Consider the following 14,686-nt stretch of genomic DNA (forward strand, 5'->3'; position numbering starts at 1 on the left):
CCGGCGTGAGCGACCTCCTCATCACCCGGGACGCCGTGATCGACGGCGCCTACCGCTACTGCCTGACGCGCGACCTCGGCATGCCCGGCCGATCGGCGGCGATCGTCATGGTGAACCCGTCGACAGCCGATGCCGAGGAGGACGATCACACCATCCGGAAGCTCTACGGCTTCGCCATCCGCAACGGGATCGGCCGCTTCACCGTCGTCAACAAGTTCGCCTTCCGCTCGAAAGACGTCGTCGCGCTGCGTCGGGCAAAGGATCCCGTCGGCCTACTCAACGACACGTGGATCGGACGAGCCGTCGCCGAGAACGACATCGTCATCGTGGCCTGGGGCGCGCTCGTGAAGCTGCCCCAGCCGCTGCGCTCTCGCTGGCGCGCCGTTGCCGCCATCGTCGAGGCCTCCGGCAAGCCGATGCTCTGCCTCGAAGCCTGCGGAGACGGTCACCCGTTCCATCCGCTCATGCGCGCCTACGACACCCCCCTCGTGCCGTGGATGCCGCCCACATGATCGCCGGCAGCTCCCACGATCGTTCAGGCCGCATCGCGAACGTCGAGCACCGCCTGCTTGCCGAGGACGGCCAGCGCCGCCTCGAGGAGCGGCAGGCCCGTCGGATGATGCGGGTCGAGGATGCGGCGCGCCTCGGTCTCGCGCTTGCCGAGACGGCGGGCGAGCTCCGTCTTCGTGATGCCGGCCGAGCGGAAGGCGAGGATCACCGCGATCTTCAGCGCGTCGGCCACCGAGACGGCGATGACCTCGCCCGCCGTCGCACGCGGCTCGGGCAGGGGCTCGCCGGCCTCGACATAGCCGCGCAGCGCCAGGCCGAGCGCCTCGCGCGCGCTGGCGAGCGCAGCCGCGCGATCGGGCGCGTCGACGGTCACTTCCGGCACGTCGGGAAAGACGACGCGGATGTCGTCGTCCTCGGGCTCGAAGGAGGCGCGGTAGGCGTACTGCATGGGTGGTCTCCTGAGGCTTCGAGGTCGGAAGGAAGCGGGACGCCGGAAGGCCGGGGATCAATCGATCCCCAGCTGCTTCCTGATGTCCTTCACCCGTTGGGGCTTCAACTCGCCGCTCTGGATGATCGTTCGCTTGGTTCCGAACCGGACGAGGTAGTGGGACCCCTTGCCCGCGTTCGGTGTGACGACGAACTCCACACCGGCTTGTCTGGCCAACTGGCGAAGCTCTCGGATCAGGGCTTCGCGCTTCATTCCGACCGCCTTTCGATGAAGAGATATTCGCACATCCAAGTGCGAAGCGCAACAACAATCGCACATGAAAGTGCGAGACAATGGGTGCGCTCGTGAGCGACTGGGGCAAGGTCCCGCGCGAGGTCTTCATGGACAAGCGCCTGACGCGCCTGGACATCCAGGTGCTCGGGATCCTCTGCGCGCATGCCAACGGGAGGACGGGCATCTGCACGCGCCGGCAGGAGGCGATCGCAGCCGAGGTCGACGCCAAGCGCGAGAGCGTGAACCGCTCGCTGAAGAAGCTCGGCAACCTCGGCTACGTGCAGGCGCGCGCTCGCGCGGGCATGAAGCGGAGCCTGGAATATCGCGTCCTCATCAACGAGGGCGCGCCAGGCCAGCTCGGCCTCTTCGACGCTCACGAAGCGCCTCGCGCGGCCAAGGCGAAGGCCTCCGCGCGGGCCGCAATACGTGATCGGCAGATCACATCTGATGTGACCCCAGACGTCACATCTGTTGTGACCTCTGACATCACATCCAATGAACAGACCCCCGTTAACAGAAGCTGTGCTGCTGCGCCTGCGGCGCCCGCGAACGACGATCGTCCGGCCGAGGTGATCGAGGAGGCGGGTGCCGTCCCGCTCCGTCGCCCGCCTCAGCCGGCCGAGCCTGCCGGCCAGGTGCCGTCCTGGACGCGGGCTCAGACGGACGCTCTCGGCGCCCGGCTTCGCGACGCGGCCGGCGCATCGATCAACTCGGCTTCGCCCGGCTTCCTCGTGCTCGCCGAACCCATCGGCTGGCTGGCGGCCGGCTGCGACCTGGAGCTCGACGTCCTGCCGGCCGTGGCCGGCCTCGCCGCCCGCAGCCGCGGTTCGCCCATCCGATCCTGGTCCTACTTCGCCGGAGCCGTCCGCGAGGCGCGGGACCGGCGCATCGAGATGGCGAAGCCGGCCGGCACCGGCAGCCCCACCGATCCCCGATCCACCGCCAGAGGAGGCGACTATCATGCCCAACGATCTCGCGGCCCGTCGGGCCATCGCGCCGGCTCGGGGCGTCGCAATCATGCCGACGAGCTCGACGCCGCTTTCGACGACGCCTTCGCCGCTCTCCTCGGCCCTGTCGATGCTGGATAGCCTCGATGCGAGGACGCGCCAGGTCGCGCCCGGTCTCGTGCGCTTCGCGGCCGGCGCCGCGCCGACCGACGAGGAGTGCGAGGCGGCGTTCGCCGTCGTGATTAGGCTCGAGCGCGATCTGGCGCCAGGCTTCGACGTCGACGCGCTGAAGAGCGAGGTGCGCCAGCTGAAGGCCGCCATGACGAAGCCTGCCGACGGCTTCGACGCGCCGGGCATGGTGGCGGCGCTCATCCGAGTGCTTCCCGGGCGATCGGGCGCCGCGTTCAGCGAGGCGGTGCGCCGCGTCCTCGACGACGACATTCCGGCGGACTTCTCGGTCGTCTACATGCCCACCGTGCCGCAGCTCATTCGGCTGACCAAGATGGTCGAGGGGGAGTGGCGCGTCGCGGCCGAGCGTCTGCGCCGCATCCTGGAGGCCGAGGAGGAAGAGCCGCCGACGCCTGTGCCCGATCTGACGCCCGGGCAGCGCGCCGACCTTGAACGACGCATCGCTGCGCTCGGCAAGAAGGTGCCGCCGCCTGATCGGCCGGCTCCGGCCAAGCTCGAAGGATCCTCCCCAGCCGCTCGCGTCGCTGCCGAGACCGCAGCACGGAAGGCGGCGCGCTCTCAGGCTGAGATCGGGGAGGGGCGCTTGCCGGCTGCTGCGAAGGATGGCATCCGGAGCGGCGATCCCACCGACTGATGCTCGCAGATGAAGGAGCGACCAGAACCCATGCGCATACTCCTTGGCACGAACCAGCTACAGAAGGATGCCGGCGCCGAGGTTCTGCTGGCTGAGTTCGCCCTACATTGCCGGAAGGCGGGCGCGGACGTCGTCGTATACGCCAATTGGGACGGCTTCCCCATGACGGGGAAGATGCAGAAGGCACGGATCCCGATCGTAACGGAGCCGGGCGCCATCCGACCGCTCGATTTCGACCTCGTCTACTTTCAGCACCAGGTCGCGGGCCTCTTCGACTACACGCCTCACCCCGAGAACGCCGAGCGCTCGCTGGTCGTCTTCGCCAAACTGGCATCCGAGGGGTTCATGGAGTCATCCGGCTGGGAATTGGAGAACGCTCTCGGCGACCTGATATTCGCCAGATCCCCGGAAACGGCGGCGGTCGCCGCGGCGCAGGGCAGCACGCTTCCCATACACATGTTCTACAACGCGGTCGCAGGTGACTTCGACGAGCCGCGGCCGCGCGCTCTGCCGAGCTCCCCTCGGCGCATCATCGCCGTCGCCTGCCATCCCGAGTCCGACTTGAACAAGGCGCTTCAGCTGCTCGGCGATCAGGTGCAGGTGCAGCACTTCGGGCGGACGAGTGACCTCGCAAAAGCCGGCGCGGCCGCGCAGCTGCTGAACGCCGACCTCGTTATCGGCCTTGGTCAGACGGTTCACTATGCCCTTGCCGCCCGCACCCCGGTCTACGTCCACAATCAGTATGGCGGTCCAGGGTACCTGAACGACGAGAACTTCGAAGCGGCCGAGAAGGCGAGTTTCTCAGGCCGATGCACATCGCAGACCCGAAGTGCTCAGGCGATCGCCGCGGATCTCATGACCGGGTATGAGGAGGGGCGCCGGTTCGTGACATCGCTCCCGAGCGACTTCGTGGGACGCTACAGCCTCTCTCGCCAGTTCGATCGGCTGCTCCACGCTCCTCGTGCGTCGAACGCCGATCGTCAGGAACGGCTTGCGAGGATCCAGGGCGCGATCTCACGAGAGCGCAACCTGGCCGAATACGTGCGATCGACATACCGCAAGATCCAGATGCTGACGCGCATGACGAAGGCGTAGTGCCTTAGGCCGCTCCTCGAAAGCAGCCGGTGCGAAGCTCTGGAAAGAGCCTCTGATCCTGCGATCGAGATCAGGCTCGGCGCCGATTGTGGTCCGCCCGGTTGAACCTTCTGCTATCTCACGGTATATGTACAGCCGTCACATTCTGTCTCCACGGGATGATGCCTGATGGCTCGGCGGGATAGATGTCCTTCCGGGCCATCGCCTTTTATGCGAAAGGGCGGCTCCTGTAGCGTCGTCCAAAATCGCACAATTTGTCGACATGGGTGGAACTACACCGATCGCTAGACGGTGGCGGATGCGATGTATATCGTAGCTGTATGCCGACATTGGCCCGGCATCTCCAACTCTGACGTCGAAATGGTCGGGCCGGCTCTGGCGCGACGCATCGGCACGAAGGCATCAGCATGGGCGCTCAACCGAACAAGGTCGAAGATCCGGAACGCCTCGCTCTACGCAAGCGGGGTGGGGTCTGGCTAAAGGAGCGCCGCGAGGCGGCCGGTCTGACGCAGCGCGAGTTCGCTGAGAAGGTCGACGTCGGCTACTACACCTTTATCTCGCAGATCGAGCTCGGGCGAGGTCGTATCCCGCCGGAGCGCTACCACGACTGGGCCGTGGCTCTCAAAATGGAGCCACGCGAGTTCGTGCGCGAGCTGCTCGCCTTCTATGAGCCGGGCACCCACGCGATCTTATTTGGCGATAGCGAAAATTCGTAGTCGCGTCGTTGGAACTGCTCTGACGGGATGATGGCCCCTCCGCCACATCGGCAATCGCGGCTATCGCGGGACGGCTCCGCATCTTCTTGGCTCCGCCCCAGCCATTCATCGATGAAGATCATTAACATAGGTCTAGCCGAAACCCTCTCCGTGCCCATTTCTCGTCCCGGTTCCGCCCAGCGGTGCCAGATTGCAACACGGTTTCGAGGGTCTGTTCAGGTTCGGGAAATGTTTGCATCCCACTGTACAAGGGCACTTGCCAAGGTAGTGTCGCTGCTGTAGCAAGTCCGGCGTCCGGAGGAAAAGGTCACACAGTTCTGGTTCGAAGTAGGGTGGCTGCAGCAAGTCTGCAGTCGGCCGACGGGATTTCTGTGCCTTCACTCCTAGTAGTTCGCAGGTACTGAACCTGCATAGATAGATTGGGTAGGGGCAGCCCGACCCTTACGAGTGCTTTTGCACTCACTTCACGTGGAGAGAAGCGTGGCTACGATCGACGATATCCGCCAATATTTCAGCAACATCCTGCAGCGCTCCGGCACTGAGGTCTCCGACGCCGAGATCAACTCGTACGTCTCGGCCGTGGACTCGGGCGCCCTGACGCTGGCCCAGGCCCGCGCCGCCCTGATCAACTCGCCGGAAGGCCAGGACGTCCAGGACGTCGTCCGCCTGTACCAGGTGGTCTTCGGTCGCGTTCCGGACCAGGCCGGCCTGAACTTCCAGGTCGACGCGCTCCGCGGTCCGGCCAACGAGCAGAACATCGCCGAAGGCTTCGCCGCCTCGCCGGAGTTTGCCACCCGCTTCGGCGGCAACACGGTCAACACGGCCTTCATCAACGCCGTCTACCAGCAGGTCCTCGGCCGCGCTCCGTCGGCTGGCGAAGTCCAGTTCTACCTCGACTCCGGCTTCTCGGCCGCCCGCATCGCGCTCGCCTTCTCCGAGGCTCCGGAGTTCCGTAACTCGGTCAACACCGCGGTCACGAACTTCCTCGACGCCGCCGGCCAGGGCACGGCCGTCTACTCCGGTCCGCTTGGTGGTGCTGGTGGTGTTCCGACCAACCCGGGTCAGACGTTCACGCTGACCAACAACATCGACAACGTCGTCGGCACTGCCGGCAACGACTCGGTTGTGGCGAGCTCCACGACGCTCAATGCTGGCGATAACATCAACGGCGGCGCCGGCACCGACAAGCTGTCGCTCTTCATCGATGGCACTGCCATTCCGGCTGTGACGGTTTCCAACGTCGAGCAGATCTTCGTTCAGAACACCGGCGCTCAGTCGATCAATGCCAACACCTTCACGGGTGCGCAGCAGTTCTGGGCTCAGTCTTCGTCGGAGAACATCTCGTTCACCGGTCTCGCCGTCGCTCAGACGGGCGGCATCAAGGGCACGATCGCCGCGGGCAAGAACGTCGAGTTCGCCTACAACAACGTCGGTGGCACGGCCGATGCCGCGACGCTCGCTCTCGACGGCGCTTCGGTGACCGGTGCTAGCACCGTCACCATCAACGGCATCGAGACGCTCAACGTCGCGGGTTCCGGTTCGATCGTCGGTCTGACCGACACCTCGCTCAAGACCCTGAACGTTGCGGCTAACGGTGCTACGTCGATCACGACGGCTGCGACCACGACTGCCACGACGATCAATGCTTCGGCCTCCACGGCCGGCGTGACGATCAACACGGCCGCTCAGGGTGCTTCGGACCAGACCTTCACCGGCGGCGCCGGCAACGACAAGTTCATCGTCGCCAACGTCACGGCTGCTGACAAGTTCGACGGCGGTGCTGGCACCGACACGCTCTCGGTCGCAGGCGGTGACTTCCGTCTCGCCACCAACGACGTCCTGAAGGGTGTCAATGGAGCCACGAACATCGAGCAGCTCGAATTCACTGGCGTCACCGGCGCTCAGGTGAATGGCGACACCTTCACCAACACCACCATCAACAAGCTGATCTTCAACGGCGCCGGCAACGACGTGGTTGAGCTAGGTGGCGCTCGTGTGTACGCCTTCGGCGCCAACAACTCTGGCGACGCGAGCATCGCTCAGCGTGTCGGGTCGACCACGCTGAACGTTGCGCTCGAAGGTGCTGCGGCTGCCGACGGTGCGAACGCTGAAGTTGGTACGCTGACCACCAGCGGTGCGACGACCATCAACATCGCTTCGAGCGGCGTTGCTGGCGTTGCCGCCAACACGATCGGCTCGATCGCTGTTGCCGCAAACACGGTTGTGAATGCCACGGGTTCGCAGGCTCTCACGATCGGCGGGTTCACCGCCCCCGTCTCGTTCGACGGCTCGGCTGCCGCTGGTGTGCTCACCATCACTGGCTCGACCGGTATCGACGTGCTGAAGGGCGGCTCCGGTAACGACGTTCTGAACGGTGGCGGCAGCGCTGCAGTGGCCGCGGTCGCTGAGGTGCAGAAGTTCACCGTCACCAACGGTTCGGATGCGGACGGTGGCACCGTCACGATCGCTGGTGTTGACGTTGTCATCGGCAACTCGCAGTCCATCGACCAGGTTGGCACGGCCATCCAGGGTGCTGAAGCTGCGATTAAGGCTGCTAACGCCAACATCGATACCGTCACCTACGATGCGGTCACGGACACTGTTAGCGTCACCTACAAGAACACTGCGGGTGATGTTGCCACCACCACGGCGACCGACAAGGCTGCATCGACTGGTGTGACCTTCGGCACGGTCACTGAGACCACCAAGGGTGTCGCTGGCTCGGCTGGTGTCGCCTTCACGGCGGACACCTTTACCGGTGGCGCTGGCAACGACAAGTTCATCGTTGGCACCGCCAGCGCTGCGACTGCTACGGATGCCGACGTCATCACCGACTTCCTCACGAAGGCGGACACGATCGACTTCCAGGCTTACGCTGTTGCAGGCAGCGCGACGACCTACAAGGAAGCCACGGCCGCTGTTGCGGACTTCACGGCTGCCAAGACGGCTGCGGACGCCCTGTTCGCCGCCGACACCACGACGGTGTACGTTGCTCAGCAGGTTGGCTCCGACACCTACGTGTTCGCTGCCGCTGCCGCTGGCAATGCCTCGGAGCAGGTGGTCAAGCTGACCGGCGTCTCGCTCGCCGGCATCGAAGCTACCGACATCGTCGCCTAACACTCCAAGTCAGGAGCTGCCTTCCGAGGCAGCTCCACCATCTACCAAGGGGCGGCAGGGGGTCTACTAGGCTCCCTGCCGCTTCGTTGTGGAAGGTGCACTTACTCTCAGAAGGCGCGGTTATGACTGCTTGGACTGACGGCTACGTGGCCGATCTCGGCTACACCTATGGCTTCTACCGCGAACTGACGCCGCAGATGCTGAGCTTCGGCGCGCTAGCCGCTGGAGAGACGCCGCTCGATACAGCCTCACCGTTTCGCTTCTGCGAGCTTGGCTGCGGCCAGGGCTTCTCGGCCAACCTCCTCGCGGCCGCCAATCCGCACGCCCAGTTCTACGCTACCGACTTCAACCCCTCGCAGGTTGCCAACGCTCGCGCCCTCGCCGCCGAAGCGGGGCTGTCCAACGTCACCTTCTTCGACACGCCCTTCGCCGCTTTCGCGGACGAGCCGGACCTGCCGGAGGAGTTCGACGTCATCGCGCTGCACGGGATCTATTCCTGGATCGGCCTCGAGAACCGGCAGGCCATCGTCGACTTCATTGCCCGCAAGCTGAAGGTCGGCGGGCTCGTCTACATCTCCTACAACGCCCTTCCCGGCTGGTCGGCCGCCGCGCCGCTGCGCCACCTCATGTACCTGCACGGCAAGGCGACGGGCGGGCCGACCGCCGGGCGGCTGGAGCCGGCGCTGCAGTTCACCGACGCGATGCTCGCGGCCGGCGCCGGCTTCTTCCGCGCCAATCCGGCGCTGAAGGAGCGTTTCGACAAGCTCAAGGGCATGAGCCGCAACTATCTCGCCCACGAATACTTCAACGACGCCTGGGCGCTGTTCTACCATTCCGAGGTGGCGCAGGATCTCAGCGCCGCCAAGCTCACCTTCCTCGGCTCCGCCGCGCTTCTGGAAGGCGTCGACGCGATCAATCTCACCGCCGAGCAGCAGCAGCTTCTCGCCGGCATCGCCGATCGCACGCAGCGCGAGGTGATGAAGGACTACATGTTCAACCAGCAGTTCCGCCGCGACGTCTTCGTCAAGGGACCGCTGCCGCTCCCGCCCCGCCGCCTCCAGGAGGTCTGGGCCGAGCAGCGCTTCGCGCTCTCGACGCCGCGCGCCGACGTGCCGCTGACGGTCAAGGGCGTGCTCGGCGAGGCGACCCTCCAGGCCGAGGTCTACACGCCCATTCTCGACGGCCTCGCCGAGGGGGCGAAGACGCTGCGGGCGCTCTGCGCCGACAAGGCGGTCGAGGCGCTCGGCTGGGCGAAGCTGACCCAGGCGCTGACCATCCTCGTCGGCGCCGGGCACGTCCAGCCCTGCCTGCCGGCCAAGGACGAGAACAAGCGCGCCAAGTCCACCCGCGCCTTCAACGCGGCGGTCTGCGAGCGGGCGCGCGACAATGCCGATCTCGGCTTCCTCGCCTCGCCGGTCACCGGGGGCGGCATCGCCGTCGACCGCTTCGCCCAGCTCTTCCTCCTGTCGATCGGCGCCGGTGCCAAGCAGCCGAGGGACTGGGCGGACTTCGCTTGGAGCGTCCTCGCCGCCCAGAACCAGCGCATCGTCAAGGACGGCAAGCCGCTGGACACGCCGGAGGAAAACGTCGCCGAGCTGGCCGCCCGCGCCGCCACCTTCGCCGAGAAGACCCTGCCGGTGCTCAAGAGCCTCCAGGTGGCGTGAGGGAGGGGCGGGCGGAACGGATAACCGCTCCGCACCATCATAACGGCTAGTCGGCCGACGGACGCGGCGGCCCGTCGCAGATGTCGATGCTACTCGGGGCCGTTCCGCACAGGGTGCAACAGAAACGGCTCTGATAGCCGGCCGGGTGGAGGCCGGGATCGAGCACGCGGCGGAGCGCCTGGCACGAGGCGTAGGTGTGCTTGCCGCATCCGCCGCAGATGATCCGCACCCACGCGCCGTAGCGGATGCCGTCCGTCAGATCTCGAATCACCCGGTAGCCCATCGCGCCATAATGCCGGAACGGAGCGAGAACGACAGCGACTGGGACGATCTTCCTAGCGCGGGTGCAATCTGGCATATCTCATTGGCTGGACCATAGGATTTAGGACTGCCTCCCGTGCAGAGGGATGCAGGCGTAGTGCTGGACCGACTGACTGACACCCGATCTTCCGACATCGTCGTCGCGGCCGCCGCCGCATCATCGAATCGTCCCCGCTTCGAAGCGCTCTCCGGCCTCGCTGCGCGCTGCGCCGAGCTCGGCATCGCCGCGCCGACGCCGCAGCAGCTCGCCGCGATCCGCCGGAAGGCGCGGGCCGAGGATGTGAGCGAGGATGACGCGCTCGACGCCTGGATGGCGAAGGCGCAGCGCCGCGCCGCCAACCGTGCTGCCGAGCAAGCCCGAACGGCCCGCAAGACGCGCCTCACTGCCCGGTCGGAGCGGATGGCAAGGGCACTGGCGGCGCGCAGCACGGCACCGAAGAAGCGGCGCGCCGCCGTCGCGCGGACAGAGGAAACGGAGCCGCGGCGCGAGCTTCATTATCGCGACGTCGAGAACCCGTTCTTCCAGAAGGAGCACCAGGGCGCGGCCGGCAATCCGGAGACGATCATCGTCGCCGTGAACTTCGGCGAGAGCCCGCTCGTGCGTCTCAGCGAGAGCGGCGTGCTGCAGGCGGCCGAGGCCCAGGCCGGCCTGCGCTTCCGTGATCTCTACGAGCGCGCCGGCAAGCGCTCGCCGTCACCCGGCGACGTGAAGGAGCGCGTCGACGGCGGCAGCGCGCCGGACGCCTTCAACGACGGGCGCATGGCCGCCGGCTTCGAGCTGCGCAGCGCGTACCTCGCCGTTGGCGAGCGGAACTACGGCATTGTGCGCTTCGTGGCTGGGGAGGGGCATTCTCTTCGGGAGCTGTCGAAGAAGATCAAAAGCAGCCGGCGCACGGCTCGCAAGGTGCTGCGGGCCGCGCTCGACGCGCTCGTCCAGCACTGGGGCCTGTCGAATGGGCCGGCGCGTGACCTGGACGAGGATGATGGGCGAGCGAAGCACTGATCCGGCCGGCACGCCCGGCCTCTGCGACCGCATCGAGGTGCTCGCCAGCCGGGTCGAGCGGCTCAGCCTCTCGCATCGCGATCCGGAGGCGTTCTTCGAGGAGCGCTCCGAGATCGCGCACGCGCTGCGCCGCGAGGCAGCAAGGGCGGCTCGGGGAGGGGCTTGACCCCGGGCGCCACGAGTGGCAGTAAATGCGTATTCCACAGAATTGCGAGTAGGCCGAAAACGGTGCGTTTTTAACGCGCTTGACCGCGTTCGCGCGGTGCGGCAACTCACCAGACAGAAGCGCGGAACGGGGTTCGAACAAGCCCGTTCCGCGCTCTTTTCTTGCGCTCCGGATGGGCCGGGCGCGAGGCATGGCGGTCCTACGTCATTGTCGTCCAGCCCGGGCTGCGGCTCTGCACAGCTGCAGCCCGTGACGGCGCTAGGCGCCATAACCCACTCCATCTGTGGATAGTTCCGCCAGGTCGCGCAACCCTGCGCCAGGAGGCGGCCAAACCGGAAGCCTGTCTCGGAGGTCACCATGGCATTGGCGGGCAGCGTGCGGGTCATGCTGCACTGGTCGGATGTCGGTGGGCTCCGGCGCTTCGAGGACGCGATCCGCGCGCTGGGCAACGACACGTCGCGCAAGGTGCTTGCCCGCGCCGTCAACCGCACCGGCGAGATGGCGCGCACGAAGGTGCGCAGCGCGCTGACGAAACAGACCGGGCTCAAGCGCAAGGTCATCGTCGCGGCGGTCAAGACGAACCGGTCGGACTGGGAGGACCTGACGTTCTCGCTGTATTCCAGCGGCGGCGACGTCAGCCTGAAGTTCTTCGAGCCGAAGGAGACAGACCAAGGCGTGAGGGCCAAGCCCTTCAACCGCTCGACCGTCTTCCCCGCGACCTTCCTGCGGGGCGGCGAGTGGCCGGGCGGCCGCGGGGCGCTGCTCGCCGGTGGCCATGCCTTCTTCCGCGCTGGCACGAAGCGCCTGCCGATCGAGCGGGCGCGTTCGGGCGTGATCATCCCGGCCGAGATGGTGAAGGACGCGAGCGCCGAGGCGTTCACGTCGACCGCGGCCACGGTGCTGCCGCGTCGCGTCGAGCACGAGATCAAGCGGGTGACCAAGGGCGTCGTCTCGTAGCTGCCCACCTCAGGGTTGTTGCGGCGCACCATCAGTCAACCTGCGGTGTGTCTTTTTGTGTGACAGTGTTGCATTTTTGCACCAAGCAGGCCCCCGGGTCGGGTCCTCCCCGACCTCCCAGGTACTGCGGTGGGGATCAGCCCGATCCCTCACGCTGCGCAAAATCTCTATAGGGGGGTTCAGGGGTGAAATCGCGGCAGACGCCGGCGACCTCATCGCCGGCTAAGTCGCGGACGAAGCTGGCCAATCGCGACGAGGCCGGCTCCTTCGAGCAGATCGGCGACGCGCTTCCGGACGCGGCACGGGGTTCAGCCCTGCGCGGTCGGGCGAAGAAGCCAGCGGCATCGCTGCCGACCGAGGTGTCGACCAAGGATTTCGGCGACCTCGTCGGCATCTCGGCCCGCACCGTGCAGAACCTCATCGCCGAGGGGACGATCGAGCGGACGGCGTCCGGCAAGATCCCGCTGGCTGAGGCGACCGCCGCTTATTGCGAGCGGCTCCGCAAGTCCGCGGCTGGACGCGCCGAGGCCGGTGACCTTGACCTGACGGCCGAGCGCGCGCGCCTCGCCAAAGAACAGGCTGACGCGCAGGAGATGAAGAACGCCGTCGGGCGCGGCGAGCTTCTGAAAGCGGCCGACGTCCAGCGCGCCTGGGCCGACATCCTGCGCATGGTACAGGCGCTGATGCTCAGCCTGTCGTCCAAGGTTCAGCAGAAGCTGCCGCACCTCACCGCGCACGACATTGATGAGATTGATCGCGTCGTGCGGCGCATCCTGGAGGAGGCGAGCGGTGGAGCTGCTTGATCAGATCCGGGTCAAGGCGCTCGCCTCGCTGCGACCGCCGCAGCGCCTGCCGCTCTCCGAGTGGGCGCCGCGCAACATCAAGTTCCCGCAGGGCGTCAACAACGATCCCGGCTGGATGGAGCTCTGGCCGCCGCAGCGGGGCATCGGGGACGCGATCACCGACCCGTTCCTCGAGCGCGTGACGGTCCTGAAGTGCGTCCGCGTCGGCTACACGACGCTCCTGACCGCGGCGATCGCGTCCTACGGCCTCAACGAGCCGTCGCCGATGCTGCTCTACATGCCGACCGACGACGACTGCCGCGACTACGTCGTCTCCGACATGGAGCCGATCTTCGACGCCTCGCCGGCGGTTGCGGGCCTTTTCTCGACGGATGCCGACGAGAGCGGCCGATCGACGATCACGCAGCGCCGCTTTCCCGGCGGATACCTGAAGGTGCTGGCGGCGAAATCGCCTCGCAACTTCCGGCGACACTCCGCGCGCGTCCTCCTCATTGACGAAGAGGACGGCATGGAGCCGACGAAGGAAGGCGATCCGGTGACGCTTGCCGAGCGCCGGACGCTGGGCTTCGTAAACCGCAAGATCATTCGCGGCTCGACGCCGACCGACGCCTCGGTGTCGACGATCCTGCAGGCCTATCGCGAGAGCGACATGCGGATCTACGAGGTGCCGTGTCCGTCCTGCGGCGCACGGCATCAACTCGTCTGGGCCGACATCCGGTTTCCCGAAGGGCCGGAGAGCGCGCACTGGCGCTGCCCGACCTGCGAGGAGGCGATACCCGAGCGCTTCAAGGCCGAGATGGTTTCGAAGGGCGCCTGGCGCGCGACGCGGCCGGAGGTGAAGGGCCACGCGGGCTTCCATCTGAACGCCCTGATCTCGCTGTTCCCGAACGCGTCATGGGCAAAGCTCGCCGACGAGTTCCTGCGGGCGCACAAGGATCCCGAGCGCCTGCGGGTGTTCAAGAACACGCTTCTCGCGGAAGCCTGGGAGGACGCGGCCGACACCATCGACGACGAGGTGTTGTTCAAGCGCCGCGAGCGGTTCGGGCTCGGCGTTGACTGGGCCGACGAGGACGGCGAGCTGCACCGCCTCGACATGCCCGAGGCGGTGGTGATCATCACCTGCGGCGTCGACGTACAGGACGACCGCGTCGAGGCGACCGTGATGGGGCACGCCGAGGACGGCACGGCCTTCGTGCTCGCCCACTTCGTCTTCTACGGCTCGCCCGAGGACGAGGGCACCTGGCGCGAGCTCGACGAGATGCTGCTTTCGCGCTGGAAGCATCCTCTCGGCGGGATGATCGGCATCAGCGCGGCCTGCGTCGACTCGGGCGACGGCGGCTGGACGGACGAGGTCTACGCCTTCTGCGTCCCGCGCATGCGGCGCGGCGTGATGGCGATCAAGGGCATGGCCGGCTTCTCCCGGCCGGTGATCGAGCCCTCCAAGGGCAAGATCCGCGGCGGCACCGAGATCGGGCGCGGCACGCTCTGGATCGTCGGCTCCGACGCGGTAAAGACGCAGATCATGAACCGCATCACCCGAGCGCCGGAGAGCATGCGGTTTTCCGCGAGCCTGCCGCGCGTCTGGTTCGAGCAGTTCGCCTCCGAGCGACGCGTGGTGCGGCGCATCGGCGGCCGGCCGGTCCGAAAGTACGAGCGCATCGGCGCCAAGGCCGCCGAGGCGCTCGACTGTTCGGTCTACGCGCTGGCAGCGCGGGCGGCGATCCCGCTCGCCGACTTCGACAAGATCCGGGCGCGCCTTCGCGGCGAGCCCGCCACCCAGCCGGCCGCGAGGTCGACGGCGCCGAGGGACTACCTCGGCGACACCAGCAACTTCCTCTGAGGG

Annotated in this window: 15 protein-coding genes; 12 read left to right on the forward strand and 3 right to left on the reverse strand. The window is 66.8% G+C overall.

The window, feature by feature from the left end; genetic code table 11:
• Positions 1 to 5: 5 nt before the first annotated feature.
• Positions 6 to 512, forward strand: a complete 507-nt coding sequence (locus tag FZN60_RS13295; RefSeq protein ID WP_158873976.1) for a DUF1643 domain-containing protein — start codon at positions 6 to 8, stop codon at positions 510 to 512.
• A 23-nt stretch (positions 513 to 535) separates the two neighbouring features.
• Here the strand turns inward: FZN60_RS13295 and FZN60_RS13300 are convergent, their stop codons facing one another.
• Together FZN60_RS13300 and FZN60_RS13305 are read right to left on the reverse strand one after the other, a co-directional pair.
• Positions 536 to 958: a type II toxin-antitoxin system HicB family antitoxin gene (locus FZN60_RS13300; protein ID WP_158873977.1), complete on the reverse strand. Its 423-nt coding sequence runs from the start codon at positions 956 to 958 to the stop codon at positions 536 to 538.
• Between the two features lie 57 nt (positions 959 to 1,015).
• Positions 1,016 to 1,210, reverse strand: coding sequence for a hypothetical protein (locus FZN60_RS13305; protein ID WP_158873978.1), 195 nt, complete (start codon positions 1,208 to 1,210; stop codon positions 1,016 to 1,018).
• An 80-nt stretch (positions 1,211 to 1,290) separates the two neighbouring features.
• Here FZN60_RS13305 and FZN60_RS13310 point away from each other — a divergent pair, with 80 nt between their 5' ends.
• From FZN60_RS13310 to FZN60_RS13335, 6 genes are all read left to right on the forward strand, one after another.
• On the forward strand, positions 1,291 to 2,319 hold the full coding sequence (locus FZN60_RS13310) for a helix-turn-helix domain-containing protein (RefSeq protein ID WP_158873979.1): 1,029 nt from the start codon (positions 1,291 to 1,293) through the stop codon (positions 2,317 to 2,319).
• Positions 2,309 to 3,001 (forward strand): hypothetical protein, encoded by a 693-nt coding sequence (locus FZN60_RS13315; protein WP_158873980.1) that lies wholly within the window; start codon positions 2,309 to 2,311, stop codon positions 2,999 to 3,001. The genes FZN60_RS13310 and FZN60_RS13315 overlap by 11 nt, the downstream gene beginning before the upstream one ends.
• A 30-nt stretch (positions 3,002 to 3,031) precedes the next feature.
• Positions 3,032 to 4,096, forward strand: a complete 1,065-nt coding sequence (locus FZN60_RS13320; RefSeq protein ID WP_158873981.1) for a hypothetical protein — start codon at positions 3,032 to 3,034, stop codon at positions 4,094 to 4,096.
• A 407-nt stretch (positions 4,097 to 4,503) separates the two neighbouring features.
• Positions 4,504 to 4,812 (forward strand): helix-turn-helix domain-containing protein, encoded by a 309-nt coding sequence (locus FZN60_RS13325; RefSeq protein ID WP_158873982.1) that lies wholly within the window; start codon positions 4,504 to 4,506, stop codon positions 4,810 to 4,812.
• Between the two features lie 480 nt (positions 4,813 to 5,292).
• A complete protein-coding gene (locus tag FZN60_RS13330; RefSeq protein WP_158873983.1) occupies positions 5,293 to 7,929 on the forward strand; it encodes a DUF4214 domain-containing protein in 2,637 nt (878 codons plus the stop codon).
• Positions 7,930 to 8,051: 122 nt separating this feature from the next.
• On the forward strand, positions 8,052 to 9,593 hold the full coding sequence (locus FZN60_RS13335) for a methyltransferase regulatory domain-containing protein (protein ID WP_158873984.1): 1,542 nt from the start codon (positions 8,052 to 8,054) through the stop codon (positions 9,591 to 9,593).
• A 46-nt stretch (positions 9,594 to 9,639) separates the two neighbouring features.
• On the opposite strand, the gene FZN60_RS13340 is transcribed toward FZN60_RS13335, so the two are convergent.
• The gene (locus FZN60_RS13340) at positions 9,640 to 9,864 is read right to left on the reverse strand and encodes a hypothetical protein (protein ID WP_158873985.1); all 225 of its coding nucleotides are present in this window, start codon (positions 9,862 to 9,864) and stop codon (positions 9,640 to 9,642) included.
• Between the two features lie 147 nt (positions 9,865 to 10,011).
• Here FZN60_RS13340 and FZN60_RS13345 point away from each other — a divergent pair, with 147 nt between their 5' ends.
• The 5 genes from FZN60_RS13345 to FZN60_RS13365 all read left to right on the forward strand — a co-directional run bounded on the left by FZN60_RS13345 (position 10,012) and on the right by FZN60_RS13365 (position 14,683).
• Positions 10,012 to 10,917, forward strand: a complete 906-nt coding sequence (locus tag FZN60_RS13345) for a DUF6456 domain-containing protein (RefSeq protein WP_158873986.1) — start codon at positions 10,012 to 10,014, stop codon at positions 10,915 to 10,917.
• Positions 10,898 to 11,083, forward strand: coding sequence for a hypothetical protein (locus tag FZN60_RS13350; RefSeq protein WP_158873987.1), 186 nt, complete (start codon positions 10,898 to 10,900; stop codon positions 11,081 to 11,083). Before FZN60_RS13345 ends, FZN60_RS13350 begins: the two co-directional genes overlap by 20 nt.
• Positions 11,084 to 11,440: 357 nt before the next feature.
• Entirely contained in the window at positions 11,441 to 12,040 is a 600-nt protein-coding gene (locus FZN60_RS13355) for a hypothetical protein (protein WP_199266558.1), read from the forward strand.
• A gap of 185 nt (positions 12,041 to 12,225) precedes the next feature.
• Complete coding sequence (locus FZN60_RS13360; protein ID WP_158873988.1) at positions 12,226 to 12,843, forward strand: terminase small subunit; 618 nt, start codon at positions 12,226 to 12,228, stop codon at positions 12,841 to 12,843.
• On the forward strand, positions 12,830 to 14,683 hold the full coding sequence (locus tag FZN60_RS13365; RefSeq protein ID WP_158873989.1) for a phage terminase large subunit family protein: 1,854 nt from the start codon (positions 12,830 to 12,832) through the stop codon (positions 14,681 to 14,683). The genes FZN60_RS13360 and FZN60_RS13365 overlap by 14 nt, the downstream gene beginning before the upstream one ends.
• Positions 14,684 to 14,686: the final 3 nt, after the last annotated feature.

The organism is Antarcticirhabdus aurantiaca (assembly GCF_009765365.1).
Taxonomy (GTDB): Bacteria; Pseudomonadota; Alphaproteobacteria; order Rhizobiales; family Rhizobiaceae; genus Antarcticirhabdus; species Antarcticirhabdus aurantiaca.